This is a genomic window from Bradyrhizobium neotropicale (assembly GCF_001641695.1).
In the GTDB taxonomy this organism is placed as follows: Bacteria; Pseudomonadota; Alphaproteobacteria; order Rhizobiales; family Xanthobacteraceae; genus Bradyrhizobium; species Bradyrhizobium neotropicale.
In genome coordinates this window covers 45424-72299 of record NZ_LSEF01000114.1, presented here as the reverse complement: position 1 = coordinate 72299, position 26876 = coordinate 45424, and the positions used below count along the sequence as shown (strand labels likewise).

General features: G+C 63.9%; 24 protein-coding genes. 20 read left to right on the top strand and 4 right to left on the bottom strand.

The window, feature by feature from the left end; translation table 11 throughout:
* Nucleotides 1–5: 5 nt before the first annotated feature.
* The 3 genes from AXW67_RS37315 to AXW67_RS37305 all read right to left on the bottom strand — a co-directional run bounded on the left by AXW67_RS37315 (nt 6) and on the right by AXW67_RS37305 (nt 5751).
* Complete coding sequence (locus tag AXW67_RS37315) at nt 6–1439, bottom strand: basic amino acid/polyamine antiporter (RefSeq protein WP_027556592.1); 1434 nt, start codon at nt 1437–1439, stop codon at nt 6–8.
* A gap of 143 nt (nt 1440–1582) precedes the next feature.
* Nucleotides 1583–4648 carry an efflux RND transporter permease subunit gene (locus AXW67_RS37310; RefSeq protein WP_063681916.1) on the bottom strand — a complete coding sequence of 1022 codons (3066 nt, stop codon included), beginning with the start codon at nt 4646–4648 and terminating at the stop codon, nt 1583–1585.
* Nucleotides 4645–5751, bottom strand: coding sequence for an efflux RND transporter periplasmic adaptor subunit (locus AXW67_RS37305; protein ID WP_082908176.1), 1107 nt, complete (start codon nt 5749–5751; stop codon nt 4645–4647). The genes AXW67_RS37310 and AXW67_RS37305 overlap by 4 nt, the downstream gene beginning before the upstream one ends.
* A gap of 375 nt (nt 5752–6126) precedes the next feature.
* Between AXW67_RS37305 and AXW67_RS37300 the strand changes: the two genes are divergently transcribed.
* The 7 genes from AXW67_RS37300 (at nt 6127) to AXW67_RS37270 (ending at nt 10907) form a co-directional block, all read left to right on the top strand.
* Nucleotides 6127–6603 (top strand): Na+/H+ antiporter subunit E, encoded by a 477-nt coding sequence (locus AXW67_RS37300; protein ID WP_063681915.1) that lies wholly within the window; start codon nt 6127–6129, stop codon nt 6601–6603.
* A complete protein-coding gene (locus AXW67_RS37295; RefSeq protein ID WP_027556589.1) occupies nt 6596–6886 on the top strand; it encodes an MrpF/PhaF family protein in 291 nt (96 codons plus the stop codon). Before AXW67_RS37300 ends, AXW67_RS37295 begins: the two co-directional genes overlap by 8 nt.
* Nucleotides 6883–7176, top strand: a complete 294-nt coding sequence (locus AXW67_RS37290; protein WP_027556588.1) for a monovalent cation/H(+) antiporter subunit G — start codon at nt 6883–6885, stop codon at nt 7174–7176. The genes AXW67_RS37295 and AXW67_RS37290 overlap by 4 nt, the downstream gene beginning before the upstream one ends.
* A 23-nt stretch (nt 7177–7199) precedes the next feature.
* Entirely contained in the window at nt 7200–8117 is a 918-nt protein-coding gene (locus AXW67_RS37285; RefSeq protein ID WP_245315849.1) for a hydrogenase subunit MbhD domain-containing protein, read from the top strand.
* Nucleotides 8114–8455 carry an NADH-quinone oxidoreductase subunit K gene (locus AXW67_RS37280; protein ID WP_027556586.1) on the top strand — a complete coding sequence of 114 codons (342 nt, stop codon included), beginning with the start codon at nt 8114–8116 and terminating at the stop codon, nt 8453–8455. Before AXW67_RS37285 ends, AXW67_RS37280 begins: the two co-directional genes overlap by 4 nt.
* Nucleotides 8455–10233, top strand: a complete 1779-nt coding sequence (locus tag AXW67_RS37275; RefSeq protein ID WP_063681913.1) for a complex I subunit 5 family protein — start codon at nt 8455–8457, stop codon at nt 10231–10233. The genes AXW67_RS37280 and AXW67_RS37275 overlap by 1 nt, the downstream gene beginning before the upstream one ends.
* A gap of 170 nt (nt 10234–10403) precedes the next feature.
* Nucleotides 10404–10907, top strand: coding sequence for a DUF1269 domain-containing protein (locus AXW67_RS37270; protein WP_027556584.1), 504 nt, complete (start codon nt 10404–10406; stop codon nt 10905–10907).
* An 18-nt stretch (nt 10908–10925) separates the two neighbouring features.
* On the opposite strand, the gene AXW67_RS37265 is transcribed toward AXW67_RS37270, so the two are convergent.
* On the bottom strand, nt 10926–11636 hold the full coding sequence (locus AXW67_RS37265; protein WP_063681912.1) for a Bax inhibitor-1/YccA family protein: 711 nt from the start codon (nt 11634–11636) through the stop codon (nt 10926–10928).
* A 256-nt stretch (nt 11637–11892) separates the two neighbouring features.
* Here AXW67_RS37265 and AXW67_RS37260 point away from each other — a divergent pair, with 256 nt between their 5' ends.
* The 13 genes from AXW67_RS37260 to AXW67_RS37205 all read left to right on the top strand — a co-directional run bounded on the left by AXW67_RS37260 (nt 11893) and on the right by AXW67_RS37205 (nt 26681).
* On the top strand, nt 11893–12123 hold the full coding sequence (locus AXW67_RS37260) for a DUF6894 family protein (protein ID WP_027556582.1): 231 nt from the start codon (nt 11893–11895) through the stop codon (nt 12121–12123).
* A 135-nt stretch (nt 12124–12258) separates the two neighbouring features.
* Nucleotides 12259–13698 carry a basic amino acid/polyamine antiporter gene (locus AXW67_RS37255; RefSeq protein ID WP_063681911.1) on the top strand — a complete coding sequence of 480 codons (1440 nt, stop codon included), beginning with the start codon at nt 12259–12261 and terminating at the stop codon, nt 13696–13698.
* A gap of 30 nt (nt 13699–13728) precedes the next feature.
* Nucleotides 13729–13965, top strand: a complete 237-nt coding sequence (locus AXW67_RS37250; RefSeq protein WP_063681910.1) for a hypothetical protein — start codon at nt 13729–13731, stop codon at nt 13963–13965.
* 31 nt (nt 13966–13996) lie between these two features.
* A complete protein-coding gene (locus tag AXW67_RS37245) occupies nt 13997–15118 on the top strand; it encodes an AI-2E family transporter (RefSeq protein WP_063681909.1) in 1122 nt (373 codons plus the stop codon).
* A 6-nt stretch (nt 15119–15124) separates the two neighbouring features.
* Entirely contained in the window at nt 15125–15724 is a 600-nt protein-coding gene (locus tag AXW67_RS37240; RefSeq protein WP_063681908.1) for a hypothetical protein, read from the top strand.
* On the top strand, nt 15725–16219 hold the full coding sequence (locus AXW67_RS37235; protein WP_063681907.1) for a DUF992 domain-containing protein: 495 nt from the start codon (nt 15725–15727) through the stop codon (nt 16217–16219).
* 14 nt (nt 16220–16233) lie between these two features.
* Nucleotides 16234–17304 (top strand): HlyD family secretion protein, encoded by a 1071-nt coding sequence (locus tag AXW67_RS37230; protein WP_027556576.1) that lies wholly within the window; start codon nt 16234–16236, stop codon nt 17302–17304.
* Nucleotides 17301–20084: a ribosome-associated ATPase/putative transporter RbbA gene (gene rbbA, locus AXW67_RS37225; RefSeq protein ID WP_063681906.1), complete on the top strand. Its 2784-nt coding sequence runs from the start codon at nt 17301–17303 to the stop codon at nt 20082–20084. The genes AXW67_RS37230 and rbbA overlap by 4 nt, the downstream gene beginning before the upstream one ends.
* Complete coding sequence (locus AXW67_RS37220; RefSeq protein WP_063681905.1) at nt 20085–21197, top strand: ABC transporter permease; 1113 nt, start codon at nt 20085–20087, stop codon at nt 21195–21197.
* A gap of 158 nt (nt 21198–21355) precedes the next feature.
* Nucleotides 21356–21913, top strand: coding sequence for an HdeD family acid-resistance protein (locus AXW67_RS37215; RefSeq protein WP_063681978.1), 558 nt, complete (start codon nt 21356–21358; stop codon nt 21911–21913).
* Nucleotides 21914–21931: 18 nt separating this feature from the next.
* Complete coding sequence (locus AXW67_RS45150; protein WP_145928128.1) at nt 21932–22240, top strand: twin-arginine translocation signal domain-containing protein; 309 nt, start codon at nt 21932–21934, stop codon at nt 22238–22240.
* 56 nt (nt 22241–22296) lie between these two features.
* A complete protein-coding gene (locus AXW67_RS37210; RefSeq protein WP_063681904.1) occupies nt 22297–23532 on the top strand; it encodes an efflux RND transporter periplasmic adaptor subunit in 1236 nt (411 codons plus the stop codon).
* The gene (locus AXW67_RS37205; RefSeq protein WP_063681903.1) at nt 23529–26681 is read left to right on the top strand and encodes an efflux RND transporter permease subunit; all 3153 of its coding nucleotides are present in this window, start codon (nt 23529–23531) and stop codon (nt 26679–26681) included. Before AXW67_RS37210 ends, AXW67_RS37205 begins: the two co-directional genes overlap by 4 nt.
* Nucleotides 26682–26876 lie beyond the last annotated feature (195 nt).

Sequence of the window (26876 nt, the reverse complement as noted above, 5' to 3'; positions counted from 1 at the left end):
CTTGCCTAGATGGTGATGTAGCCGGTGGCCAATCCATGAACCCCGACCACTGCGCCGATCGCGGCCACGATGAAGATGACCCACTCGATCGGAGTGAATATCTTCGCCTTCTGTTCGAGGCGCGCCCAGAGATACAGCGCTGTGCCGGGGGCATAGAGGATTGCGGCCAATAGCAGGTATTTCATCCCGGCCGCATAGATCAGGAAGAGCGTGTAGATGACGGCGATGCCGGTAAAGATCAGGTCGCGTCTGCGCTCGTCCGGGCGCTTTTCATAGGTCTCGCCTCGCTTGACCAGCAAGAACCCGTAGGCGGCGACCAGGAAAAACGGAATGAGATTCATGACGCTCGTCAGATTGAGCATAAAGGCGAAGGCATCCCGGGACCAATAGGTGCTGATGACGAACAGCTGCACGACGATATTGGTCAGCCAGAGCGCGGCAGCCGGCACCTTGTTGGCGTTTTCGGTGCCGAACACGCGCGGCATGTCCCTGGTCCGTCCGGCGGCGGAGAGCACCTCGGCGCAGATCAGCGACCAGGCCAGATAGGCGCCTAGCACCGAGATCAGAAGTCCGATGCTGACGAAGACGGCGCCCCAATGTCCGACCACTGCCTCCAGCACCGTCGCCATCGACGGCTGTCGCATGTCGGCGATCTCCGCGCGCGGCAGTACGGCATAGGGCAGCATGGTGACGAGCACCATCAGGCTCGTGACGGTCACGAAGCCCAGGATCGTCGCGGCACCGACGTCGGACCGCTCCTTGGCATAGCGGGAATAGACGCTGGCCCCCTCGATCCCGAGAAACACGAACACCGTGACCAGCATGGTCGCGCGGATCTGCTCGAAGAGACTCTTGTCCGGCATACCCTCGCCGCCCCAGAAGTTGGCGCGGAACAGGTCGGCCTTGAAGGCGAAGATCAGGATGCCGATGAAGATCAGGATCGGCACGATCTTGGCGATGGTGACGACGGTGTTGATCGCAGCGGCCTGTTGCACGCCACGCAGGATCATGAAGTGGAACAGCCAGATCCCGATCGAGGCAACGATGATCGCGATGACCGTATTGCCGTCACCAAACACGGGAAAGAACGCACCCAAGGTCGATTTGATGAGGACCCAGTAGGAAACGTTACCGATGCAGCTGCCCGTCCAGTAGCCAAGCGCCGACAGGAAGCCGGGATAATCGCCAAAACCTGCCTTCGCATAGGCATAGACACCGGCGTCGAGATCCGGTTTTCGCTCGGCCAGAGACTGAAACACGCGCGCCATCGTGTACATGCCGCCGCCTGCGATGCACCAGGCGAAGATGGCGCCGAACGGGCCGGTTGCGATGCCGAACGTTCGCGGCAGCGAAAAAATACCCGAGCCGACCATGGAGCCGACCACCATTGCCGTCAGTGCAAACAATGAAAGCTTTTGGGGCGATGACGTCCCAGTCATGGAAAGGCCTCGATCCACAAGCGGAGAGCAACATCTCGACCAGTCAGCTCGTCCCGCGCTTTGAACCATGCGCCTGCGGAATGGCCCGGAATATCGGGTGATTACCTAGTCGAGGATCGGGAATCCCCCGCACGCCCCCGCCATCACGCCTGGCCGGATGCAGCGTGTGCGTCGGCACGCTCTTTTCCTCCGAACCAGGCCACATACAATGTAGGCAGGAAGACCAGCGTCAGAACGGTGGCGACCAACAAGCCGCCCATGATCGCAAAGGCCATCGGTCCCCAGAACACTGTCGGGGCGATGGGGATCATGCCGAGAACGGTCGACACGGCCGTCAGCATGATCGGACGGAAGCGAGAACTGCTGGCGTCCACCGCGGCCTCCCAGGCTTCCTTTCCTTGCGCGCGCTCGGCTTCGATCTGGCCAATCAGGATCACCGCGTTCTTGCTGATCATGCCGAGCAGCGCCAGAACGCCGAGGATGGCAACGAACCCCAATGGTCTGCCGGACAGCATCAGCGCCGCAATCACGCCGATCAGACCGAGCGGCGCCACGCTCACGACCATGAACAATCGCGGGAAGCTCTGCAGCTGAATCATGAGAACCGTGAACATGACGAATAGCATCATGGGCACCACGGCCAGAACGGACGCTTGCGACTTCCTGCTCTCTTCCACCGTGCCGCCGACAACTACATTGTACGATGCTGGCAGGGTCTTTTTCAGATCCTCGATGGCAGGCGAGAGCGCGCCCACCACCGCTTCCGGCAGAGTGTCGCCGGCGATGGCAGCCTGGACCGTGAGAGTTGGAACGCGGTCACGCCGCCAGATCAGGGGAAATTCCTGCGCATACTCGAAGGACGCAAACTGGTTGAGCGGGACCGTCCGTCCGCTCGGCAGCGGCACCTGCAAGGTGCGGAGCGTGGCGAGCGAGACACGCTGTTCGTCGGTTGCGCGCGCCACGACGTTGACCAGATAGATATCGTCGCGAACCTGGGTGACCGGGGTGCCCGATATGACCGTGTTCAGGACGCTGGCTATCGCCTGCGAACTCAATCCGAGAAGGCGCGCTTCATCCTGGTCGACGCGAACGCGCACCTGGCGGTCGGGCTCCATCCAGTCGAAATTCACCTGCTTGGCCCCGGGATAGCCGGAAACGATCTGCGCGACCTGGAGCGCAATTTCACGCACTCGCCCTATGTCGGGACCGCTGACCCGATACTGCACCGGCCAGCCAACCGGCGGCCCGAGCTCAAGTGGAGAAACAGATGAAATGGCGTCCGGAAACTCCTCTGCCAGGAATTTATCCAGCTTCGCATGCAACCGCTCGCGGGCCGCAACATCCTTTGCAACGACAACCGCCTGCATGAAGAAATCGTTGGGCAGCTGGACGTTGAGCGGCAGATAGAAGCGAATTGCGCCGCGCCCCACATAACTGCTCCAGTGCGCGATATCCGGATCGCCGGTCAACTTCGCGTCCAGGCGCTTGGCGGCCGTTTCGGTTGCATAGATGGATGAATTCTGCGGCAGACTAAGATCGACGAGCAGCTCCGGTCGATCGGACGACGGAAAGAACTGGCGCGGGATGAGAGGCAGCGCGAGAAGGGATGCAATAAAGAGTGCCAGCGAAACAAGAATCGTCAGCCATTTTGCGCGCATCGCAAATGTGAGGAAACTCCGATAGAGGCGGTAGATCCTCCCGGGAGCATCGTCGCTCTTCTGCTTTGGCGGAGCCAGAATGACGGCTCCGAGCAACGGCGTGAAGATGACCGCGACGAACCAGGACACGAGCAGCGCGATGGCGACCACGGCAAACAGCGAGAACGTATATTCGCCCGCCGAGCTGGCCGCAAACCCGACCGGAATGAACCCGGCGATCGTCACCAGCGTCCCCGCGAGCATGGCGAAGGCGTGGGTCCGGAAAGCGTAGGTCGCGGCCTCGACCTTGCTGGCGCCCTGCGCCAGACGGGTGAGCGTCGCGTCCGTGGTCGTCATCGCATCGTCGACGAGCAATGCAAGGGCGATGATCAATGCGCCCAGGGATATTCGCTGCATATCGATGCGGGCGATCTCCATGACCGGAAACACGATCGCGAGGGTCAATGGTATGGCGAGCGCGATAATGAGGCCGGGACGAACGCCGAGACTGATGAAGCTCACGGCGAGTATGATCGCGATCGCCTGCAGCAGCGACGTCATGAACTCGCCGATCGCCGTGCGCACGACGACGGATTGATCTGCGACGAGGCTCGGCTCGATCCCGATCGGCAGGTCTGCAGTGATCTGCGCCATCACCTTCTTGATGTTTGCGCCGAGCGCGAGAATGTCGCCGCCTTCCCGCATTGCAATCGCAAGCCCGATTGCCGGCTGGCCGTTGACGCGGAACATCGGCTGGGGCGGGTCGGCGTAACCGCGTCGTACCCGGGCGATATCGCTCAGCCGGAGCATTTTCCCGCCGGCGGCAAAGTTGATGTTGGCGATATCTTGCTCGGACGAAAAACCTCCCGACACCCGAAGCGAAATGCTTTCGGAACCGGTCTCAATCGTTCCGGCCGGACGCACGATGTTTTGCGCCTGCAGTGCACCGATCAGAGCCGACCGGTCTATCCCGAGGGTCGCGAGCTGCTGCTTGGAGAATTCGACGAAGATCACCTCGTCTTGCGCTCCCAGCAACTCGATCTTCGACACGTCGGGCACCAAGAGCAGCCTGGAGCGGATATCCTCGACGCGGTCACGCAGTTCGCGCTGTGTAAAGCCGTCGCTGGTAAAGCCATAGATGATGCCGAACGTATCGCCGAAATCATCGTTGAAGCCGGGTCCGATAACCCCCACAGGCAGCGTGTGCCTCATGTCGCCAACCGTCTTTCGAACCTCATACCAGGTGTCGGAGACCTCCTTGGCGCTGGCACTCCCCTTCAAGTTGACAAAGATGGTCGTAACGCCTGCCCGGGTGAAGCTGCGCAGAAAGTCCAGATGAGGCGTTTCCTGAAGCTGGCGTTCGAGCCGCTCCGTTACCTGCTTCATCGTCTCGTCCACGGATGCACCCGGCCAAGCCGCCTGGACGACCATGGTCTTGATGATGAAGGCGGGATCCTCGTTCCGGCCAAGCCGGAAATAGGACAGCGCGCCCGCAACCACCGCAACGATCATCATGTAGACGACGAGCGAGCGGTGCTTGAGGGCCCAATCGGAAAGGTTCGCTCCGATCATGGCGTCGACCCGAGCACACGGACTTTCTGTCCCGGATGAAGTGTCTGGACTCCGGCTGTGACGATGACTTCGCCGGTATCCAGTCCCTGGGAGATAGTCGCTTGCGCCTCATCGAACCGCAACACATCAACATTGCGGATCGACACCGTGCTGGTCGATGGATCGACAATCCAGACGGCCGGCTGTTGATTCATCTTGGTCAGCGCCGTTGACGGAATGTCGATCGTCGGCCCGGCGTTCGTTTCGACCCGCCCCACAACGGTCGCACCAAGTCGCATCGCCACGGGAGGGTCCGTTAACCCGACCTTCACCTCGAAGGTCCGGGTGACGGGGCTGGCTTGCGCAGCGACCTCCCGGATCCGTCCTTGAGCTGCTATTTTCGAATCATCCACCAGATTGACCGTGACCTTCGGATCAACCGACCCGGATCGGATCAGTTGAGCGGGAACATCAAAGACGGCATCGCGGCCGTCCTGCCGGGCGATCTTGGCTATCATCTGCCCGGCCTGGACGACTTCGCCAGCGCCAGGTCCCGTCGCGGTGATCACACCCGGCGCGTCGGCCATGAGCTCGGTGAAACTGACGAGATCATGCGCCGAGTTGAGTTGCGCCTCGGCGGCGTCCACCTGCGACTGCGCGGTCTGTTGGGCCTGAGTTGCGGCATCGTAGTTGGCGCGCGTGGTCCATCCCTGTGCCAGCAATGTCTCCTGGCGATCGAAATGATTGCGGGCCTGCGTCAACTGGCCCTGAGCAGCCGCAAGTGCCGCCTGCGCCTGCCGCAGCGTGTTGAGTTCGTTTTGAGACTCCAGTCGCGCCAGCACCTGCCCGGCCTTGACCCGATCGCCAATCTTGGTCGCATTTTCGTGGACGCGTCCGGAAATCCGGAACGCGAGACTCACTTCGTCCTCGGCTTCGATCCGGCCTGTAAACGTCAGCGGCGTTGACGACTCGCGCTTCTCGATAGTCGCGGTCCGAACCGGGCGTGGCGAAGGTGCGGCGTTCGTTTCGGCCTCCCTTCCACAGGCTGCCAGCAGCAGCGAGGTTGCCGCTGCGGCAAGTGCCAATATCGAGAGCTGTCGAGACTGCCTTCGCCTGCCGCGCATAATCATCGTCAGCCCCTCCGCGTTCCGGACACGTTGCCAGGCAGGTGAGCCTTTCCGGAGATTACAGTTTCCCCGGTATCGTCCCCGGTATTTTTACCGAAGGGGGCGGGCGCAGACATCAGTAAATCTACCCAGTGCGGCCGGATGCAATCGTGGTCAGCCGCTCAGGGGATTCCCGATGCGTGATCAGGCAATCACCCGATATCCCCGGTCACATCGATAGCGCACGGTTCGATCTTCAAGTGAAGCGATGCCGCGAGGCAATGCCAGCCGCGCGCAGACGATGCCTTATGTCATCGGCGGAGCTGACCACGGAATTTGCGCTGAGCGCCAGGCGCGAGATAGTCCCGTACCTGGAAATGGAGTGGGAGATCCATGGGGTCATTGTGGGCGAGCGCGACTTTCCGAGCGGCGTGGTTCCTGTGCCTCTGGCTCGTGCTAGCTGGCGCCAATTTCGGAGATATTCCTGCCGCCGCAGCCGCCGTTGTCGCAGCGACCTGGACTAGCTTGTACCTGCTGGAACCCAGCACCTCGCGGCGCTCACCTCGCGCCATCGCTCGACTGGCATTGCTTTTCCTGTACCACTCCGTCGTTGCCGGAGCAGACGTCGCAAGGCGCGCGCTCGATCCTCGATTGCCCCTGCGCCCGGGATTTGCGGCCTATCCAACCCGTCTTTCACGCGGCGTACGTCGCAACGTGTTCGCAACGCTCACCAGCCTGCTGCCCGGCACTGTGCCAACCGGAGAGGAGAACGATCACCTCATCTATCACTGCCTCGACATTGAACAGCCGGTGATGACAGAGCTTGCTGCAGAGGAAGCGGCCTTGATCCGAGCGCTCTACAATGACTGAGTTCCTCACTGCCGCAGTCGGTTTCATTCTGGCAATGCTGGCTCTAGGGCTCGTGTCGATCCTCCGTGGTCCGGGAGACGCTGACCGCATGATGGCCGCGCAGCTGATCGGGACCGCAGGTATTGCCGTACTGCTTCTGCTCGGCACCATAGCGGGCGTACCCGCTGCAATCGACGTGGCGTTGACTTTGGCACTCCTCGCCACCTTCGCGTCCATCGCGTTCGTCAAGAAGGGGCTTTCCCGCTTCGAGGCCGATGGAGCCGGATCAACGGAGGACAAATGAGCCTCGCACGCGACATGATGACGATTGTGGCAGTGTCGGCCGGCGCGTTCTTCTTTCTGGCCGGCACCGTCGGCCTGCTTCGCTTCCCCAATACGCTTACTCGTCTGCACGCGCTCACCAAAGCGGACAATCTCGGCCTGGGTCTTGTCGTGCTTGGGCTGCTGCCGCAAGCAGGGAGTCTCCGCGGCGGGTTGAAATTGATCAGCATCTGGCTGCTCGGACTCCTCGCGGGCGCGACGGTCTCCCAACTGATCGCACGCACCGCGCGTCAAGGCGGGCCGGCACCATGAGCATCGCGACGGTCTTCGAGATCGTGCTCGCCGCCGTGGTACTGGGCCTCGCCATTTGGACTATCGCCGTCCCCGAAACCTATTCGGCAACGGTCGGTTTCGTTGCCTACGGATTGCTGGTCGCGCTGATCTGGGTGCGTCTCGACGCCGTCGATGTCGCGCTGACGGAGGCCGCAATTGGCGGAGGCTTGGGTGGCGTACTGCTGTTGGGCGCAGCCGCACGGCTGCGGAATGCCGATCCGACAGCCGTGGAAACGCCGTGCAAGTTGGTGCGCCTGTGCGCGGCCGCACTGTCCTCGTTGATCGCGGCGGCACTCGTCGCCGCGATATTGCTCCTGCCCGATCCGGCACCAACGCTTGCTCCGGCCGCCGTCGCGAAAGCATGGGCGACAGGACTGGCCAACCCCGTGACCAACGTGCTCATGGCATTCCGCGCGATGGATACCATGCTCGAGAAAGTCGTGCTCCTGCTGGCCATCGTCGGTGTTTGGTCGCTTGCGTCGGACCCGGCCTGGGGAGGCCGTCCGGGGCCGCGCCACGAGGCCGATCCCCATGGCGTTCTCGCCTTTCTTGCGCGCCTGTTGCCGTCAGTCGGTATCGTCGTCGGCATCTATATCTTTTGGACGGGAGCCGACCACCCCGGCGGAGCTTTTCAGGGTGGCGCGATTCTCGCGTCCATGTGGCTTCTCGTCGTCATGGCCGGATTGACGGACACGCCACCGGTGAGCAGTCGGCGGCTACGGTTCATCTTGGTGGCCGGACCTGGCCTGTTCCTTGTCGTTGGCATCGGAGGGCTTTGTCTTGGTCCGGCGTTCCTTGCCTATCCGCTCGCGCTAGCCAAGCCCCTGATTCTCGGTATCGAGGTCGCCATGATCCTGACGATCGCGGCAACGCTTGGCCTGCTGCTCGCCGGCGCACCGGAACGGAGCGAGCAACGATGAGCAGCGTGACGGTATTCGGATTGTGCGCTGCCGCCGCGGTCGGGCTTGGGCTATATGGCCTGATTACAAATCCGCAGCCGCTTCGCAAGATCATCGCATTCAACCTGCTGGGCAGCGGCGTATTCCTTCTGTTCGGAATCATAGGACGGCGGGGCGCGGCAGCGGGCTTTGGCAATGATCCGGTGCCACAGGCCCTGGTGATTACCGGCGTCGTCGTCGCGTTTTCTGCGACGGCTTTGGCGATCGCCTTGTTGCTGCGGTTGTTCCAGACCGCTGGCTCCACGACGCTGCGCAGTGGCGCACCTACGGGGGCTGGCCCCGATCCGTCCGGTGACTGATGCTACTCCATCCCACAGCGCTGGAGGCGGCAACAACTACGGGCGGTTTCCTGCTGGTGCTATCGATCGTGGTCCCGGTGTCAGGCGTTTTGCTGGCCTTCGTTCTCGGCGACCGTTACGTCCGGCTGGTCGCGTTCGCAGTCGTTCCGCTTGGATTGGCGATTGCCGCAGCCACCCTCGCGATCCTGCCGCAGAGCGATGGCCCCCTCGTCTACCTGCTCGGCGCCTGGCCGCCGCCGCTGGGTGTGGCGCTGCGCGGGGACGGCTTGTCAGCTGTGATGCTCGCGACGACGGCACTCGTAATCTCAGCGATTGCCGTTTTTGCCACGACCGATTTTTGTCCAGCGGCAGCCGAAACACGCGCGCCGTTCGCATTCTGGGTCCTGCTGCTGGCAATCTGGGGGGCGTTGAACACGATCTTCATCGGCGGGGACCTCTTCACGCTCTATGTTGCCCTCGAACTGCTGACGTTTGCCGCCGTGCCGCTGGTCTCGCTCGATGGCCGCGCCGAGACGCTGCGAGCAGCGCTGCGATATCTGATCTTCGCGCTGCTCGGTTCCGTTCTCTACTTGCTGGGTACGGCACTGCTCTATGGTCTCTACGGCACACTTGACATCGTGCTGTTGTCGCGGCGCGTCAGTGCGGAGGCGGCCGCACTCGTCGCGGCGGCATTGATGACAACGGGTCTTCTCGCCAAGACCGCGCTCTTTCCGCTGCATCTTTGGCTGCCGCCCGCTCACGCCGGTGCACCGGCGGCGGCGAGCGCGATCTTGTCTGGCCTGGTCGTGAAGGGATCCTTCTTCATCATCATACGGCTCTGGTTCAACGTTATGCCCGCCTTGCCCGGCTTCGCCGCCACGCAATTGCTCGCGACGATGGGAACGGCAGCAATCGTATTCGGGAGCGTTGTCGCTCTGTGGCAAGAACGCCTGAAGCTCCTCATCGCGTATTCGACATTGGCGCAGATCGGGTATCTCTTCTTGATGTTCCCACTTGCATTCGATGCCTCGGGGAGGCTCGAGAGTGACGAAGCCTTGGCAGGCGGTCTGCTGCAGGCTGTCTCCCATGCCACCGCAAAAGCGGCGATGTTCATGGCCGTCGGATCGATCTACGTGGCACTGGGTCACGATCGCATCACGGAGTTGCGCGGCATCGCGCGAGCACGGCCTATGAGCTTGCTGGCCTTTGCGCTGGGAGGAATCGCGCTGATGGGCGTACCTCCGAGCGGTGCTTCCCTTGCGAAGGATCTGTTGCTCCAGGCAGCAGAGGAGAGCGGGCAGTGGTGGTGGGCGGTCGTGCTCCAGGCGGGCGGGATGTTTACGGCCGCTTATGTCGTGCTGGTTCTGGCGCACGCGCTGGCGGGTTCGGACGTGTCAATTGCCGTGACAGGTCCGGCATCGCGCAATCAGGACCTGGCGGCGCTTGCCCTGGCGCTCTGCTCGCTTTTGCTCGGTCTCGTGCCCTGGGACCCGTATCTGCCCGTTCCGTTTGGTACGGCACCGAAGGTCTTCGGCATCGAATCGCTCTCCAAACTGCTGTTGCCTGTCCTCGGGGGCGCGGTGCTGGCGATTCTGCTCAGTCCCTGGCCGCATCCGCTCGCATCTTCAACGACCTGGAAGGCGCTCGCGAGCGCAGCCCGTCCGTTGCGGCGCGCCGGTATTGAATTCGGCAGGCTTGTCGAACGAAGTGACGACGTCCTTCGTCAGTGGCCCATGGCGGGCATCTCCCTGCTCGTCGTGGCGTTGCTGCTCGCCGCATTGATGTTGGCGGCGAATTGAGGACACCTCGACCGAGCCCGTGGAACCAAGGGATTTCTGCGCATTCGTCCATTGGGACATTCATCCGCGACGGCCAAGGGTTTCCTCCGATCGCGGAAGTGCCGCTTGCTCGGTACCGTCAGCGAGAGAATGTTCCGGTCCGCCTTTTCTCGACCCAACGGGAGGTCTCCATGTCCGATCTGGTCGCGATCGTATATCCGTCCGAGGCGAAAGCAGAAGAAGTACGCCAGCGATTGCTCAAGCTGCAGAAGGAATATCTGATCACGATCAGCGACGCCGTGATCGCCGTGAAAACGGATCAGGGCGGCATCAAGCTCAATCAGCTCGTCAACACGACCGCCATGGGCGCGATGACAGGAAGCTTCTGGGGCCTCCTCATCGGTGTCCTCTTTCTCAATCCGATTCTCGGGGTCGCCGTGGGCGCGGCGTCGGGTGCGCTGGGCGGCGCGCTGACGGACTTCGGCATCGACGATTCCTTCATGAAGAGCCTGTCAGCCAGCCTCCAGCCCGGCAGCGCGGCCCTTTTCGTCCTGATCAAGCACATGACCGCAGACAAGGTGATCAACGAGATCAAGGACGCCGGCGGCGTCGTGCTCAAGACATCGTTTGATGAGACCAAGGAAAAGATGCTGCGCGACGCACTCGCCAGCGCGGTGGAGCGGCCGGCGGCGTGAGCCGCCGCACCTCCGGTCTCAGCGGCGGCCGCCCGCAAGACGCAGCAGCATCAGGAACAGGTTGAGGAAATTGAGATAGAGCGACAGCGCGGCAATGACCGACTTGCGGCCTGCTGTGGTGTGGTCATCCGCGCTGTCGTACATCGCCTTGATCCGCTGCGTATCGTAGGCTGTAAGTCCCGCAAACACGCCGACGCCCACGATCGAGATCAGCCAGTCCAGCCCGGTCGACTGCAGGAACAGGTTGACGAGGCTCGCAATGATGATTCCGATCAGGCCCATGAACAGGAAGGTGCCAAATCCCGAGAGGTCGCGCCGGGTGGTGTAGCCGAGGAGACTGAGCGCCCCGAACGTCGCGGCTGCGATGAAGAAGACGCGGGTGATCGACGAGCTGGTATAGATGTGCAGCAATATCGAGAGCGATATGCCGACCAGTGCTGCATAAAGGAAGAACACCAGCCGCGCCGTCGACACCGACAGCGTGTTGATGCGCGTGCCGATGAAGAACACCAGCGCGAGCGGCGCCAGGATGAAAACCCACATCAGCGGGCTCTGCAGCAGTGCAGGACCCATGACTTGATAAGTCACCCCGGCGACGACGGCGGTCAAGCCTACGCCTGCGGCCATGTAGGTGTAGATTCGCAGCATGTAGTCGCGCAGTCCGGCGTCCACCGCGATCTGGCCGCTGGCGGTATCCGCGGCCGTCAAATTGTGATCGTAATTCGACATCGCTTGCCTCCTCTGGTGCCCGCCCTGCGAGGCCACGCTAGGCTGCCCGCCCGTGAGGGAACATAGGACAATCACCCGAACTCGCGCGGTGAAAACCACCCTCTTCCGATGCAGTCGCCGGCGGCGCCCGAGCGGCCGCAGCATCGCGTTACCAATCCGCAAGCCGGGAACCTTCTCAGCGCCCTAAGCCCTTTGGCTGAGGCACCTTACACCTTTGTCACTGGAGGGCGGCCGCGGGCCGGCCTATTCGGCAGGCATGCGCTTTTTCTTCCACATCGCCGACAAATACGGCCTCTCGGCCGACGGGATCGGATGCGAATACGCCGGGCAGGACGCAGCTGTCCAGCATGCCAGGCGCCTCGCCGCCGAGCTTGCCAAGTCCGGCGAATTCTTCCGTGGCAGTTTCGTTCTTGTCGCGCAGAGTGCGGTATCCGCCTCCCGCTGCGCGAACGAGGACAGCGCGACCGCATCGCTTCCAAAGCCCTGAGGCCCCGCGCGTCCGCCGATTTCCTGCCCTGCTGCCTACAGAGAAACCCTGATGTGCGCCCTCGGAACGGACCTCTAAGGTCTTCGCCGGGGTCGGCCGGATGTGCGGCCGCCTCGGATTGGAAGGCCATCCATCATGCCTGCTTCGGCGAACGAGGCCGATCAGAGACTTTCGCGCAACGCACTGATTGCGCTTGTGATCGGATCGATGGTCGGCTCCGGCATCTTCGCATTGCCAGCCCAGTTCGGACGAACCACCGGCGCTCTCGGTGCGATCATCGCCTGGATGATTGCGGGCACCGGCATGCTGACGCTGGCCTTCGTGTTCCAGTCGCTGTCCCGGCGCAAGCCAGAGCTCGATGCCGGCATTTACGCCTACGCCAAGGCCGGCTTCGGTGACTATATCGGCTTTGCGTCCGCCGCCGGCTATTGGATCGGCTGTTGCCTCGCCGACGTCGCCTGCCTCATTTTGATCAAGGCCACGCTCGGGCAATTTTTCCCCATTTTCGGCGACGGCACGACGCCGACCGCGATCGCTTCGGCGTCACTGCTGCTGTGGAGCGTGCATGTTCTGGTGCTGCGCGGCATCAAGGGCGCGGCCGCGCTCAACACGGCCACGACTTTCGCAAAAATCATCCCGATCGTGCTGTTCATTGTCGTGGCCGCGATCGCCCTGAACGGCGGGCTATTCTCCGCGAATTTCTGGGGAACGGAGCAGCCGGACGTCCGGGACGTGTTGAGCCAGGTCCGCAGCACGATGCTGCTTACCGTGTTCGTCTTCGTCGGCATCGAAGGCGCGAGCGTGTATTCGCGCTACGCGAGGAATCGCGCCGACATCGGCATCGCGACGGTCACCGGCTTTCTGACCGTCCTCTGCCTTCTCGTGCTCGTGACTCTGTTGTCCTATGGCGTCGTGCCGCGACGTGAACTTGCGGATCTGCCGACGCCGTCGATGGCGGGCGTGATGGAAGCGATGGTCGGCCGCTGGGGCAATGTGTTCATCAGCGTGGCCTTGCTGATCTCGATCCTCGGCAACTATTTGTCGTGGTCCTTGCTAGCGGCCGAGATCCTGCACTCGGCGGCGGTCCAGCGCACCATGCCCGCCTTTCTCGCCAGCGAGAACGCGCGCAAGGTCCCTGTCGGCGCGCTCTGGCTCACCAACTGCGTGATACAGACGTTTCTCATCGTGAGCTGGTTCGCCGAATATGCCTTCACGCTCGCCCTGAAGATGACCAGCGCAATGACGCTGGTCCCGTACTTTCTCGTCGCCGCATACGGCTTGAAGCTCGCATCGACCGGCGAGGCCTATGATCCCGGCGAGCGCGCCCGCACCACCGATGGAATCGGCGCGGCCGTTGCGACGCTCTACGCAGCCGGCATGATTTATGCCGGCGGGCCGAAATTTCTCCTGCTGTCCGCGATCCTCTACGCACCCGGAACAGTGCTGTTCCTGATCGCCAAGCGCGAGCGCAAGGAGAGACTCTTCAAGCCTGTCGAGTCCGTCCTGTTCGGGGCGATCGCCATCGCCGCGGGCGCCGGGATCTATGGGCTGGCTGTCGGAGCCATCTCGATCTGACCAGTTGTCGCTGACCGCATGGAGGCGTGTATGAATATCCAGACCGTGTGTCGCACCCTAATCCTGGGCGGACTGGTGGCAGTCGCGACGCCATCGTCCCTCTCCCTGGCCCAGCCGAAGGACACCGCGGCGGCGCCGAAAGAGACCGGCGCAGCCGCGCCAAGCAAGGCCACGCCCAACACCAACACGAATCCGGCCAAGCACCGGTACTGGCGTCATCGCGGCGGCAAGCATCCACACTATGGCAGCCGTCGCGTTCGCACCTGAGACGTGACCACTCCCGCCGATGGACCGGCCGATGAGCGAATCCAGGATGGGACCGGAGCGAGTGCGCGAGGTCGTTCTGCACGAGAGCCCCGCCGACCATGGCGGAGATATCGGACGGCGGAGCCTGCTCGCGACCGGTCTCAGCCTACTCGCCGCAGGCGTCGCCCTGTTCCTGGTGTGGCAAACGGTGTCCAGCCTCCTCATCGTGTTCGCGGGCGTGCTGTTCGCGGCCCTGCTGGACGCCGCCGCGCGGGCTCTGGCGCCGGTCCTCCCTCTCGGTCGCGTCTGTCGCCTGACACTCGTTCTTCTGCTGCTCGGCGCCCTGTCGGGCCTCGGACTGGTTTGGGGCGCGGGCAAGCTGCCGGAGCAGACGCGCCTTCTGCTCAAGGTCATGGATGCCCAAGTCGATATCCTGCAGGCACACCTGTTGTCCTATGGCGTCGATCTGCTCGGCCCGGAATGGGGGCGCGACTTCGCACAATGGCTGTTCGCCGATCAGGGCCGCTTTCTCAGCCACGCGCAATTCCTGCTGGGCGGCGCCTCGAGCCTTCTGACCAGCGTGCTCGTGATCCTGTTCCTCGGAATCCTCTTTGCCTTCGATCCCACGAGCTATCGCGAGAGCCTGGTCGTGCTTGTCAGGCAATCCTACCGCGCCCGCACGCGCGCGGTGTTGGACGAAATGGGCAACGTCATGCGGCTGTGGTTCGTCGGCCAACTGATCCGCATCATCCTGATGACACTGTGCGTCTGGCTCGCGCTCTATCTGATCGGGCTGCCAGGGCCGTTCGTGCTTGGGCTGCAGGCGGGCCTGTCGAACTTCATCCCCTATCTCGGGCCGATCGTTGCCGCGATTCCGATCGCGCTCGTGGCGATGCCGCTCGGCGCCTCGCTGCTGATCTGGGCCGTCGTCGTCTACACCATCATCCAGTCGATCGAGGGCTACGTCATCGGCCCACTGATCCAGCGGCAGGCGGTCGAGACACCACCGGCCTGGACGCTGGTTGCGATCGTCCTGCTCGGTGCCCTGTTTGGCGTCATGGGCATCGCGCTTGCGATGCCGCTCGTCGCGATCGGCCGGGTCGCAATCATCAGGTTCTACGTCGAGGATTATCTCGGCGACGGTCTCGAGCCGGCAGCGAACAATCGTGAGTGAGCAGCCATGAGTGAGATTGATGCGCATCAAAGCGACGCCCATGAGCCTCCCGTAACACCTTCGACGATGGCTCATGTCCTGTGGCAACAGCTTCCCTATATCGTCGCGCTGCTGCTCGCCATCGCAGGCGTCGCCTATACCAACGTCTCGCACCAGCCGCTGGTCGGATATTGGGAATTTCTGGCGCTTGCCATCGGCGTGGTCTGCGTCGTCACCAAATGGCCGGAGACCGAAGGCCGGGAGGGAAAGATCCGTCTGATCTGGACCCAGGCGCTGCACTGGATCGCGGTCCTGGTCACGATGAACATCATGCTGGTCTCCGGGGTTCAGCAGCTGCTTCCGATGCCAGCGACCGGCCTCGTGCTGCTGACGCTGCTGGCGCTCGGCACGTTCCTCGCGGGCGTGAGTCTCTTGTCGCTACAGATTGCCTTTCTCGGCCTTGCGATGGGCGCGGCCGTTCCGGCGATCTCCTGGCTGAAGCAGTCCATCTTCTTCTTCCTGCTCGGCGCCGTGCTGCTGATCGGCCTCGCCATCTCGTTCTGGCTGCGCCAGGACCGCCGCCCCCGGGCCCGATCGACCGAAACCAAACACCAGGAGGAGGCTTGAATGCGACCATTGCGATACCTTGCAGCCATCGGCGCAATAGCTGTTCTCTGCGCCGTGACCTCGTCCGCACGTGCCGAGAGATTCAGGATCGGCAGGCTGCTGTGCTTCTCGGAGCCACGCGTCGGATTGGTGCTTGGGTCGACGCAGGCGATGCGCTGCGTGTTCAACGGGCTGCGCCCGCCCCGGCAGTACGTCTACGAGGGACGGATCAGGCGCGTCGGGCTTGATCTCGGCGTAACCAGCGCCGGCACGCTGTCCTGGGCCGTCTTCGCCCGGAACTCGCGAATAGGTCCCGGCACGTTGCGCGGCAACTATGTCGGCGCAAGCGGCAATGTCGCCCTCGGCCCCGGCCTCGGCGCCAACGTCCTGGTCGGCGGCTCGCGGAGGAGCATCATGCTGCAGCCAATCTCGGTCGAGCGGTCGATCGGGCTCAATCTCGCCGCCGGCGTGACTCATCTGACCTTGGGACCGCGCGGCGAGCGCGCTGTTCAATGAAAACGACCCAAACCATGACACACAATCGAAAACGCTGGCTGATCGCCATCCTCATCGCGGCTCTCGGCGCAGGCGGTTACTTCGCCTGGCAGAGGCTCGGGGGCGACAGCCTTCCGAGCGGATTCGCCAGTGGCAACGGCCGCATCGAGGCCGTCGAGATCGATATCGCCACCAAGACGCCGGGGCGAATCCGGGACATCCTGGTGCGAGAAGGCGATCTGGTCACCGCGGGACAGGCGTTGGCGCAGATGGATACGGTGCAGCTCGAGGCGCAGTACCGTCAGGCCCAGGCGCAATTGCGGCGTGCTACGATCGGTATCGAGACCGCCAAGAGCCTCGTGACCCAACGCGAGGCCGAGAAGAAGACCGCGACCGCCGTGATCGCGCAGCGCAGCGCCCAGTACGATGCGGCCGATCGCAAGCTCCAGCGTTCCGAGCAACTGATCCTCACCAACGCCGTGTCCCAGCAGGTGCTCGACGACGACCGGGCGGCCGCCAACGGCGCGCGCGCAGCCGTAGCCGCGTCCGAAGCCCAGCTCGCCGGCTCGGAAGCCGCGATCAGCGCGGCCAAGGCACAGGTGGTCGACGCGGAAGCTGCCGTCGAGGCAGCGAAGGCCGCGATCGAGAGCATCAAGGCCGACCTCAACGACTCGACGCTGCGCGCGCCGCGCGATGGTCGCGTTCAATTCCGCGTGGCACAGCCGGGCGAAGTCCTCAGCGCCGGCGGACGCGTGCTCAACCTCGTCGACCTCGGCGACGTCTACATGACCTTCTTCCTGCCGACGGCGCAGGCCGGTCGCGTGGCCATCGGCTCGGAGGTCCGTCTCGTGCTCGACGCTGCGCCGCAATGGGTCATCCCGGCCAAGGCGACGTTCGTCGCCAGTGTCGCTCAATTCACACCCAAGACGGTCGAGACCGAGGAGGAGCGCCAGAAGCTGATGTTCCGCGTCAGGGCGCATATTTCGCCGGAGCTGCTGCGGAGAAACATCGAACAGGTCAAGACCGGGCTACCCGGTCGCGCCTTCGTTCGCCTCGATTCCGACGCCGAGTGGCCGGCGCAGCTCACGGAAAATCTGGTCAAATGAGCGACTCGCCGCACGGGCCCGCCCCCTCCGCCTCTGCGCCGGTGATACGCCTCGAGGCGGTCGGGCTATCCTACGGCACGATGTGCGCACTCGATGGCATCACGCTCGACATTCCCGCAAGCCGCATGGTGGGATTGATCGGACCTGACGGCGTCGGTAAATCCAGCCTGCTCTCGCTGATCGCCGGAGCTCGCGCGATCCAGGACGGCCACGTTCACGTGCTTGGCGGCGACATGGCCGACGCCGCCCACCGGCGGCGGACCTGCCCGCAGATCGCCTACATGCCGCAGGGCCTCGGCAAGAATCTCTACCCGACGCTCTCCGTGTTCGAGAATGTCGATTTCTTCGGCCGTCTGTTCGGTCATGACCGGCGCGAGCGCGAGGAGAGAATTCAACAGCTCCTCGGGGATACCGGTCTCGCGCCATTCGCAGACCGGCCCGCGGGCAAGCTGTCGGGCGGCATGAAGCAGAAGCTCGGGCTCTGCTGCGCGCTGATCCACGATCCCGATCTGCTGATCCTCGATGAGCCGACCACCGGCGTCGATCCGCTCTCGCGCCGCCAGTTCTGGGAGCTGATCGAGACGATCCGCAAGGATCGTCCCGGCATGAGCGTCATCGTCGCCACCGCCTATATGGAGGAAGCCGCACGCTTCGACTGGCTCGTTGCGATGGATGACGGACGGGTGCTCGCCACCGGCACGCCGCCCGAGCTGCTGCGGCAGACCGGTACGGACAATCTCGATGCCGCTTTCATCGCCCTGTTGCCTGAGGAGAAACGACGGGCGCACAAGGAGGTGGTGATCCCGCCCCGCCGGAGCGACCAGGGCGGCGACGTCGCGATAGAGGCCAGGGATCTCACCGTCAAATTCGGCGACTTCACGGCTGTCGATCACGTGACGTTCCGAATCGCTCGCGGCGAGATCTTCGGCTTTCTCGGCTCCAACGGCTGCGGCAAGACCACGACCATGAAGGTGCTGACCGGGCTCCTGCCGGCCAGCGAAGGCGAAGCCCGGTTGTTCGGACGCGAGGTCGATCCCCGTGACATGGACGTCCGGCGCCGCGTCGGCTACATGTCGCAGGCGTTCTCGCTCTATTCCGAGCTGACCGTCCGCCAGAACCTGGAGCTGCACGCACGCCTGTTCCGGCTCGCACCCGATACGATCGACGGTCGGGTCCGCGACATGGTTGGGCGCTTCGACCTCGCCAATGTCATCGACGCGTTGCCGGACGCGCTGCCGCTCGGCGTCCGCCAGCGCCTGTCGCTTGCCGTCGCCATGATCCACGCGCCCGATATCCTGATCCTGGACGAGCCGACGTCCGGCGTCGATCCAGTGGCGCGCGACGGTTTCTGGCAAATCCTGTCCGACCTGTCGCGACAGGACAACGTCACGATCTTCGTCTCCACCCACTTCATGAACGAGGCAGAGCGCTGCGACCGCATCTCGCTGATGCATGCCGGCAAGGTCATGATCAGCGATACGCCGGAGCAGATCGCGGCACGGCGCGGCGGCGGCAGCCTCGAAGAGGCTTTCGTTGCCTATCTCAAGGACGCAATCGCCGCGACGGACACGACGAAGGCGGTCCCCGTGCCGCACATCGCGACCACCGCTGCCGCCGCGAAGACGCACGGCGCGATGCACGGTGCATTGAGCTTCTTCGACCCGCGCCGCATGTTCGCCTACACGCAGCGCGAGGCCCTCGAGCTCAAGCGCGATCCGATCCGCGCTACCCTTGCGATCCTCGGCAGTCTCATCCTGATGTTCGTGATGGGCTATGGCATCAACATGGACGTCGAGGACCTCTCCTTCGCCGTCATGGATCGCGACGACACCACGATCAGCCGCGACTACGTCCTCCAGATCGCGGGCTCGCGCTACTTCACGGAGCTCGCACCGATCACCGACTATGACGATCTCGATCGTCGCATGCGCAGCGGCGAGCTCAGCCTTGCCATCGAAATCCCGCCCGGCTTCGGACGCGACGTGGCGCGCGGCAGCAACGTTCAGATCGGCGCATGGGTCGACGGCGCGATGCCGTCGCGCGCGGAGACGGTGCGCAGCTACGTGCAGGCAATGCACGCGACATGGCTCGCGCAGCGCGCCCGGCAGCTCTATGGCAACGCCGCCACCACGGGCGACTACCAGATCGAGGTTCGATTCCTCTACAACCCCGACATCAGAAGCATCGTCGCGATGGCGCCGGCCGTGATCCCGATCCTGCTCCTGATCATCCCGGCGATCCTGGCGACGCTGAGTGTCGTGCGCGAGAAGGAGCTTGGCTCGATCATCAACTTCTACGTCACGCCGGTCACGCGGCTCGAATTCCTGATCGGCAAGCAGCTCCCCTATGTCGCGCTCGCCATGCTGAACTTCTTCCTGCTGACCGCTTTTGCCGTGTTCGCATTCCGGGTTCCCTTCACCGGCAGCTTCGTCGCATTCACATCGGCCGCGCTCCTGTATGTCATCGTCACCACCGCGATGGGGCTCGTGATCTCATCGTTCATGACGAGCCAGATTGCCGCGATCTTCGCGACCGCACTGCTCACCATGATCCCGGCCACGCAATATTCGGGGCTGGTCGATCCGGTTTCCTCGCTCCAGGGCGCCGGCGCCGTTATCGGACGGATCTACCCGACGGCGCATTTCGTCACCATCACGCGCGGCACCTTCTCCAAAGGGCTCGACTTCGGCGATCTGTCCGGACCTTTCCTGGCCCTGATCGTCACGATCCCCGTGCTGCTCGCGCTCGGTGTCGCGCTCCTCAAGAAGCAGGCGAGTTAGATGCGTACGGGCAATATCGTCCAGCTCGGCATCAAGGAGCTTCGTGGCCTGTTCCGCGATCCCATGATGCTCGTGCTGATCGTCTATGCCTTCACGGTCTCGATCTATACCGCGTCCAAGGCCCAGCCGGAGACCCTGAACCAGGCAGCGCTCGCCATTGTCGACGAGGACAGGTCGCCCGCCGCGACGCGCATCATCACGGCGTTCAGCCCGCCCTTTTTCACGGTGCCCCGGCTGATCCCGCAATCGGAGATGATGTCCCGCATGGATGCCGGCCTCGACACCTTCGCGCTCAATATCCCGCCCAACTTCCAGCGCGACCTCTTGGCGCGGCGATCGCCCGCCATCCAGCTCAACGTGGATGCGACCCGGATGTCGCAGGCATTCACGGGGAGCGGCTATATCCAGTCGATCGTCGGCGACGAGGTCAGCGAGTTCCTGTCCCGCTATCGCTCGGCCGCCCCGCTGCCGATCGATCTGGCGCTGCGCGCCCGCTTCAATCCCGAGCTCAACAAGAGCTGGTTCGGAGCCATCAACAACATCATCTCCTCGGTCACGATGCTGTCGATCATCCTGACCGGCGCGGCGCTGATCCGGGAGCGCGAGCACGGCACCATCGAGCACCTGCTGGTCATGCCGGTGACGCCCTTCGAGGTGATGGCGAGCAAGATCTGGTCGATGGGCCTCGTCGTCCTCGTCGCGGCAAGCATATCGCTCATCTTCATCGTGCAGGGACTTCTCGCGGTCCGGATCGGCGGTTCGGTCCCGCTGTTCCTGTTCGGCACGGCGCTCTACCTTTTTGCCACCACCAGCATGGGCATTTTTCTCGCCACCTCCGCCGGAACGATGCCGCAGTTCGGTCTGCTCCTGATGCTGGTGCTGATGCCTCTTCAAATGCTGTCGGGCGCCACGACACCGAGAGAGAGCATGCCCGAAATCATTCAGAACATTATGCTCGCTGCGCCGAACACCCATTTCGTGATCCTGGCCCAGGCCGTCCTGTTTCGCGGCGCCGGGCTAGCGGTCGTTTGGCCGCAGCTTGCCGCCCTGTTGGTGATCGGCGGCTCATTGTTCTTCCTGTCCCTCCGTCGCTTCCGGCAGTTCCTGCAATGAGGTCCCGCACGATCCGACCGCTCTCGTCCGCGACCCCGCGCATGGGGCGAAGATGAGAACATTCCCGCCCTGCGGCTCAGGGTTTCGTCCGATGTCGGACCCGAGGGTTCAACGTTACGATCCGATGTGATCGAGCCTTGGCCGCCCAGGAGGATCGCATGACCGTGTATGACAGCCGCGGAACCGTCGGCGCCTTCGGTAGTCCGCCGCTGTGGGCTTGCGCACTGCTCGGCGTCGTCCTGATCGCCACCGGCCTCTTCGCACTCGGCGACCTCGCCTTCGCCACCATCATCAGTGTCAAGTTCATCGGACTCACCGCGATCGCTGCTGGCGGGTTCGAGGTCGCACACGCGTTCTGGACCAAGGGATGGGGCGGTTTCCTGTGGCGGATCGTTCTCGGTGCGCTCTACCTCGCCTTCGGCCTCATCCTGCTCACCCAGCCGGCCTCAGGCGCGCTGATCCTGACTTATTTTCTCGGCGCCGTGCTGTTCGCATCGGGCGTCATTCGCTGCGTGCTGAGTTTCGCCTACTGGCGGCAGAATGGCTGGATGATGCTGATCTCCGGAATCTTCGCCGTCGTCGCCGGGGTGCTCATCCTGTTCGGCTTCCCCGACATCAGCGTCTGGGTGCTCGGCTTCCTGCTCGGCGTCGATTTGATCTCGCATGGCCTCGCATGGTTGCTCTACGCGCTGCAATCGCTGCGAACGACCGCATGACCTAAGGAGACAATCGCAATGCATGCTCCCAGCCGCCGTGCCTTCCTCGGCCTTGCAACGAGTGCCATTGCCACCGCCGCGATCGGCGCCGCAGGAGTTCGCCTCATTGGCGTCGCTGAGGCGATGCCCGTCGATCCCGATCTTGGAAGGGCTGGCGAGTCAGCGGCCCCGGTGATGCCGGCGCAATGGGGACCGTCGCCCGGTCCCGGGTGGGGCAGCCCGGGCTGGGGCGCCCCGCCGCCGCGTCCGGCGCCGCCGCGCCGGCGCCGCCGTTGGGTGTGCTGGTGGCATCGCGGCCGCCGTCATTGCGGATGGCGTTGGCGCTAGGCACGCCATAGCATTGACGCCGGCGGCGGTTCTGAGCCCGGAGCAAGGAGCGGACAATGAACCTTGCCGACGTTCCGACTAGACTGCTGGCGGCAAGCCTCATCACGGTGTTGACCGGCGTGGGCGCGCGGACGCAGCCCGCACCGTCGGCGCCTGCGGTCGGCGTCGTCGAGGCGACGCGGCGGCCGATCACCGAGGCCAGCGAATTTCTTGGCCGGATCGAGGCGATCAATCGGGTCAACGTTGCCGCCCGCGTCACCGCATTTCTGGAACAGCGGTTGTTCAACGAGGGGGCCGAGATCAAAAAGGGCGACCAGCTCTATCGCCTGGAGCGCGGTCCATTCGAAGCCGATCTGGCAGCCAAGCAGGCGCAGGTGGCGCAGCTCGAGGCAACACTTGAGAACGCCAGGCTGACGACGGAGCGCGCACGCACCCTGCTCGGAGGACCGGCCGGGCAGCAGTCGACCTACGACGCTGCGCTCGCAAACCAGCGCAGCCTCGAGGCCCAGGTGCAGGCCGCGCAGGCACAGGTCCAGGCCTCGCAAATCAACCTCGAATACACCGTGATCAGCGCGCCGATCGACGGCAAGATCGGGCGCACGGCGGTGACGGAAGGCAACATCGTCGGCCCCTCCTCCGGCGTTCTGACCACGATCGTCAGCCAGGATCCGATGTACGTCACATTTCCGGTGCCGCTCCGCCAGGGGCTCGAGCTGCGCGAACGATACGGCCCGCAAGGCGGCCTTGAAGCGGTGATGATCAGATTACGGCTGCCCGACGGTCGCATGTATGGCCAGTCAGGTAAGCTGAATTTCGTCGACAACACCATCGCGCAGAACACCGACACGATCACGGTGCGGGGCGAGATCAATAACCCGATCCTGCGCGCGCCGTCTGCGGCACGCGTCACCGTCCACGAGCTGACCGACGGCGAGTTCGTCACGGTCGTACTCGAAGGCGTACAGCCGGTCGAGGTGCTGGCGATCCCGCGCTCGGCGGTATTGTCCGACCAGCGGGGCGATTACGTTCTCGTGGTCGGCACGGACAACAAGGCCGAGCAGCGGCGCATTCAGCTCGGGCAATCGACGACTACAATCGCCTCGGTCATCAGCGGCCTTTCGGCCGGCGACAAGGTGATCGCCGAAGGGCTGCAGCGGGTTCGCGCCGGCCAGACCGTCGCTCCGGATCCGGCAAGCGCACTGATTCTGTCGAGCATGAAGGGCGCGGCGAGCGACACGGCGCCGCCAGCCAATCGCCCAGTTCCGACGCGCCCGGCGGACGGCAGCCCATGATATCGGGCGTGTTCGTCGACCGTCCGCGGCTTTCGATGGTGATTGCTTTCATCATCACCATCGCCGGCGCGCTCGCGCTCATGCAGATTCCAGTGGCGCAATTTCCGGACATCGTGCCACCGCAGGTCACCGTAGCCGCGACCTTCCCAGGCGCCTCCGCCGAAGTCGTGGAGAGCAGCGTCGCCCAGCCGCTCGAGGCGCAGGTGATCGGCGTCGACCGCGCGCTCTACATGAAATCGACCAGCGGCAACGACGGCAGCTACACGCTGACGGTTTCGTTCGCGCTCGGCACCAATGCCGACATCAACACCGTCAACGTCAACAACCGCGTGCAGAGCGCCCTGTCCCAATTGCCGACGGAGGTGCAACAGCAGGGCGTGACGGTGCAGAAGCGATCCTCGTCGATCCTGCAATTCCTGGTTCTCTACAGCGCCGATGGTCGGCAGGACCCGCTCTTCATCACCAACTACGCCATCATCAACGTGCTAGATGCGATCGCGAGCACACCGGGCGTGGGCCAGGCGAATCTATTCGCGAAGATGAACTATTCGATGCGGATCTGGTTCGATTCGCAGCGGCTCACCAGCCTCAACCTTACCCCATCCGACGTGATCGCCGCGATCCGCACCCAAAGCGTCCAGGCTGCCGTCGGCCGCATCGGCGCGCGGCCGATCAGCGACGATCAGCAATTCCAGTTCAACGTGCAGACCTTAGGCCGGCTCGCCAGCGTCGATCAATTTGCCAACATCGTGCTGCGGGCCAATCCGGATGGCTCCTCGCTGCTGGTGAAGGACGTCGCCCGCGTCGAGATGGGCGCGCAAAATCTCGACAGCGAAGCGCGGATCGACGGACGGGCCGCCGTTCCGATTGCGATCTATCTCGCGCCGGGCGCCAACGCGGTGACGACCGCGCGGGCGGTCGCGGACACGATGCAACGGCTGTCCGGGCGATTTCCGCCAGGGTTGAACTATCTCGTGCAATACGATTCCACGAGCTTCGTGCGCGACACGATCGCGGAGGTGCTGCGGACGCTGGGCGAGGCTTTCGTCCTGGTGGTGCTCGTGGTCTATCTGTTCCTCGGCAATCTCCGCGCCACGGTGATTCCGGCGGTCGCCGTGCCGGTGAGCCTGATCGGCACCTTCGCTGTCCTGCTCGTATTCGGCTATTCGGCCAATACGGTGTCGCTGCTCGCGATGGTGCTCGCCATCGGCATCGTCGTGGACGACGCCATCGTCGTGGTGGAGAATGTCGAGCGCGTCATGGAGGAGGAGCCCGACCTGCCTCCGGCCGAGGCGGCCAAAAAGGCCATGACCCAGATCACCGCGCCGATCATCGCGATCACGCTGGTGCTGCTCTCGGTGTTCGTGCCGGTCGCGTTCATCCCCGGCATCTCCGGCACGCTGTTTCGCCAGTTCGCCGTGACGATCAGCGCAGCCATGATGATCTCGGCGTTGAACGCCCTGACGCTGTCGCCGGCGCTGTGCGCGCTGTTGCTGCGCCACGGCGGACCGCGGCGCGGCATTATGGGCCGCGTGCTCGCCGGCATTGACTGGGTGCGCGATCGCTACAGCGGCGGCGTCGGCTACCTCGTGCGCGGGGCTGCCCTGTCGCTCCTGCTGGTGGCTGTCTTTGCCGCCGGCATTTTCGGCATGTCGCGGATCACTCCGACGGGGTTTCTGCCAGAGGAGGACCAGGGCGCCTTCTTCACCTCGGTGCAGCTGCCCGACGGCGCGTCGGTGGCGCGGACCAGCGAGGTCGCGCGGCAGATCGAGGATACCCTGAAACGGATGCCGGCCGTCGATCACGTGCTGGCGATCATCGGCTTTTCCCTGCTCGACGGCGCCTCCGAGCCGAACAGTGCGCTGGTGGTGGCGCGGCTGAAGCCATTTTCCGACCGGACAGCGGCCGCGGATTCGGCACAAGCGCTGATCGCCAAGGCCTTCGCGGCCGGCGCGCAGGTCCGGCAGGCCAACGTGCTGCCGTTCAACCTGCCGCCGATCATCGGCCTCTCCACCGCCGGCGGATTCGAATATCAGCTTCAGGCTTTGGAGGGACAGAGTCCGGCCGCGATTTCGAGCGTCACCAACGCGCTGATCAGCGCCGCCAATGCCGATCCGCGACTTGCGCGCGTGTTCTCGACCTTTACCGCGACCAACCCGTCGCTCTATCTCGACATCGACCGCCGCAAGGCCCAGGCGCTGGGCGTCGCGGTCAACGACATCTTCACCGCTTTGCAAGCGACGCTCGGCGGCATCTACGTCAACAACTTCAACCTGTTCGGGCGCACCTGGCAGGTCAACGTCCAGGGCGAGGCATTCGATCGCGCCGACGTATCGGATATCTGGCGGATCTATGTGCGCAACAGCACCGGCGAGATGGTGCCGATACGGTCACTGGCCGCCATCAAGATCGTGACCGGACCGCAGGTCATCACCCGCTTTAACAATTATCGCTCGGTGACGGTGAACGGCAGCCCTGCGCCCGGAATCTCCTCCGGCACCGCGCTGGCCGCAATGGCGCAGATCTCCGATACCGTGCTGCCCACGGGTTACAGCTTCGCCTGGACCGGCACCGCCTATCAGGAACAGAGCGCCGCCGGTCAGACCGGCATCGTGCTCGCGTTGGCCGTGTTGTTCGCTTACCTGTTCCTGGTCGCACTTTATGAGAGCATGGTGATCCCGATCCCGGTGCTGCTGTCGGTCGTCGTCGGCGTGCTCGGATCCTATCTCGGCATCAAGATCGCTGGCCTCAATCTCGATCTCTATGGCCAGATCGGACTGGTGGTACTGATCGCCCTCGCCGCCAAGAATGGCATTTTGATCGTCGAGTTCGCGAAGGAGCAGCGCGAGGCGGGCGTGGCGCTCAATGAGGCCGCGGTCCAGGGCGCCCATATGCGCTTCCGCGCGGTCATGATGACGTCGGTCGCCTTCATCCTCGGCCTCTTGCCGCTCGTGATCGCGACCGGGGCCGCCGCGCTCAGCCGTCGAGCGGTGGGCACGGCGGTATTCGCCGGCATGCTCGCCGCAAGTTCGATCGGAATCTTCTTGGTGCCGATGCTCTACGTGATCTTCCAGCGCCTGCGCGAGCGCACCAAGGCGGCATTCAAGCGAAGCCGTCCGCTGGCGTCATCCGACCGCGACGCGGGCTAGAAGATCATTTTCTGCGCATCTGACCGGACCGCGCATCGAACCTCGCGACGGGCCGATCGAGCTGCCAAAGCTCCACATCGTGGCCTTCGACCAGCCTCTCGGCGCACGAGATCGCCGATTCATCGTCGCTGCAATCGAACTGCACTACCTTGATCGGGCGGTCATGCCGTCCCACGAGAAATGCACGATAAGCCG

Excerpts from the sequence above, each read along its gene's own strand:
- AXW67_RS37230 (WP_027556576.1), top strand. The coding sequence starts at position 16,234 with ATGACACACAATCGAAAACGCTGGCTGATCGCCATCCTCATCGCGGCT.
- AXW67_RS37265 (WP_063681912.1), bottom strand. The coding sequence starts at position 11,636 with ATGTCGAATTACGATCACAATTTGACGGCCGCGGATACCGCCAGCGGC.
- AXW67_RS37300 (WP_063681915.1), top strand. The coding sequence starts at position 6,127 with ATGGGGTCATTGTGGGCGAGCGCGACTTTCCGAGCGGCGTGGTTCCTG.
- AXW67_RS37250 (WP_063681910.1), top strand. The coding sequence starts at position 13,729 with ATGAATATCCAGACCGTGTGTCGCACCCTAATCCTGGGCGGACTGGTG.
- AXW67_RS37245 (WP_063681909.1), top strand. The coding sequence starts at position 13,997 with ATGAGCGAATCCAGGATGGGACCGGAGCGAGTGCGCGAGGTCGTTCTG.
- AXW67_RS37305 (WP_082908176.1), bottom strand. The coding sequence starts at position 5,751 with ATGCGCGGCAGGCGAAGGCAGTCTCGACAGCTCTCGATATTGGCACTT.
- AXW67_RS45150 (WP_145928128.1), top strand. The coding sequence starts at position 21,932 with ATGCATGCTCCCAGCCGCCGTGCCTTCCTCGGCCTTGCAACGAGTGCC.
- AXW67_RS37205 (WP_063681903.1), top strand. The coding sequence starts at position 23,529 with ATGATATCGGGCGTGTTCGTCGACCGTCCGCGGCTTTCGATGGTGATT.
- rbbA (WP_063681906.1), top strand. The coding sequence starts at position 17,301 with ATGAGCGACTCGCCGCACGGGCCCGCCCCCTCCGCCTCTGCGCCGGTG.
- AXW67_RS37220 (WP_063681905.1), top strand. The coding sequence starts at position 20,085 with ATGCGTACGGGCAATATCGTCCAGCTCGGCATCAAGGAGCTTCGTGGC.
- AXW67_RS37310 (WP_063681916.1), bottom strand. The coding sequence starts at position 4,648 with ATGATCGGAGCGAACCTTTCCGATTGGGCCCTCAAGCACCGCTCGCTC.
- AXW67_RS37270 (WP_027556584.1), top strand. The coding sequence starts at position 10,404 with ATGTCCGATCTGGTCGCGATCGTATATCCGTCCGAGGCGAAAGCAGAA.
- AXW67_RS37280 (WP_027556586.1), top strand. The coding sequence starts at position 8,114 with ATGAGCAGCGTGACGGTATTCGGATTGTGCGCTGCCGCCGCGGTCGGG.
- AXW67_RS37260 (WP_027556582.1), top strand. The coding sequence starts at position 11,893 with ATGCGCTTTTTCTTCCACATCGCCGACAAATACGGCCTCTCGGCCGAC.
- AXW67_RS37290 (WP_027556588.1), top strand. The coding sequence starts at position 6,883 with ATGAGCCTCGCACGCGACATGATGACGATTGTGGCAGTGTCGGCCGGC.
- AXW67_RS37295 (WP_027556589.1), top strand. The coding sequence starts at position 6,596 with ATGACTGAGTTCCTCACTGCCGCAGTCGGTTTCATTCTGGCAATGCTG.
- AXW67_RS37210 (WP_063681904.1), top strand. The coding sequence starts at position 22,297 with ATGAACCTTGCCGACGTTCCGACTAGACTGCTGGCGGCAAGCCTCATC.
- AXW67_RS37235 (WP_063681907.1), top strand. The coding sequence starts at position 15,725 with ATGCGACCATTGCGATACCTTGCAGCCATCGGCGCAATAGCTGTTCTC.
- AXW67_RS37275 (WP_063681913.1), top strand. The coding sequence starts at position 8,455 with ATGCTACTCCATCCCACAGCGCTGGAGGCGGCAACAACTACGGGCGGT.
- AXW67_RS37215 (WP_063681978.1), top strand. The coding sequence starts at position 21,356 with ATGACCGTGTATGACAGCCGCGGAACCGTCGGCGCCTTCGGTAGTCCG.
- AXW67_RS37315 (WP_027556592.1), bottom strand. The coding sequence starts at position 1,439 with ATGACTGGGACGTCATCGCCCCAAAAGCTTTCATTGTTTGCACTGACG.
- AXW67_RS37240 (WP_063681908.1), top strand. The coding sequence starts at position 15,125 with ATGAGTGAGATTGATGCGCATCAAAGCGACGCCCATGAGCCTCCCGTA.
- AXW67_RS37255 (WP_063681911.1), top strand. The coding sequence starts at position 12,259 with ATGCCTGCTTCGGCGAACGAGGCCGATCAGAGACTTTCGCGCAACGCA.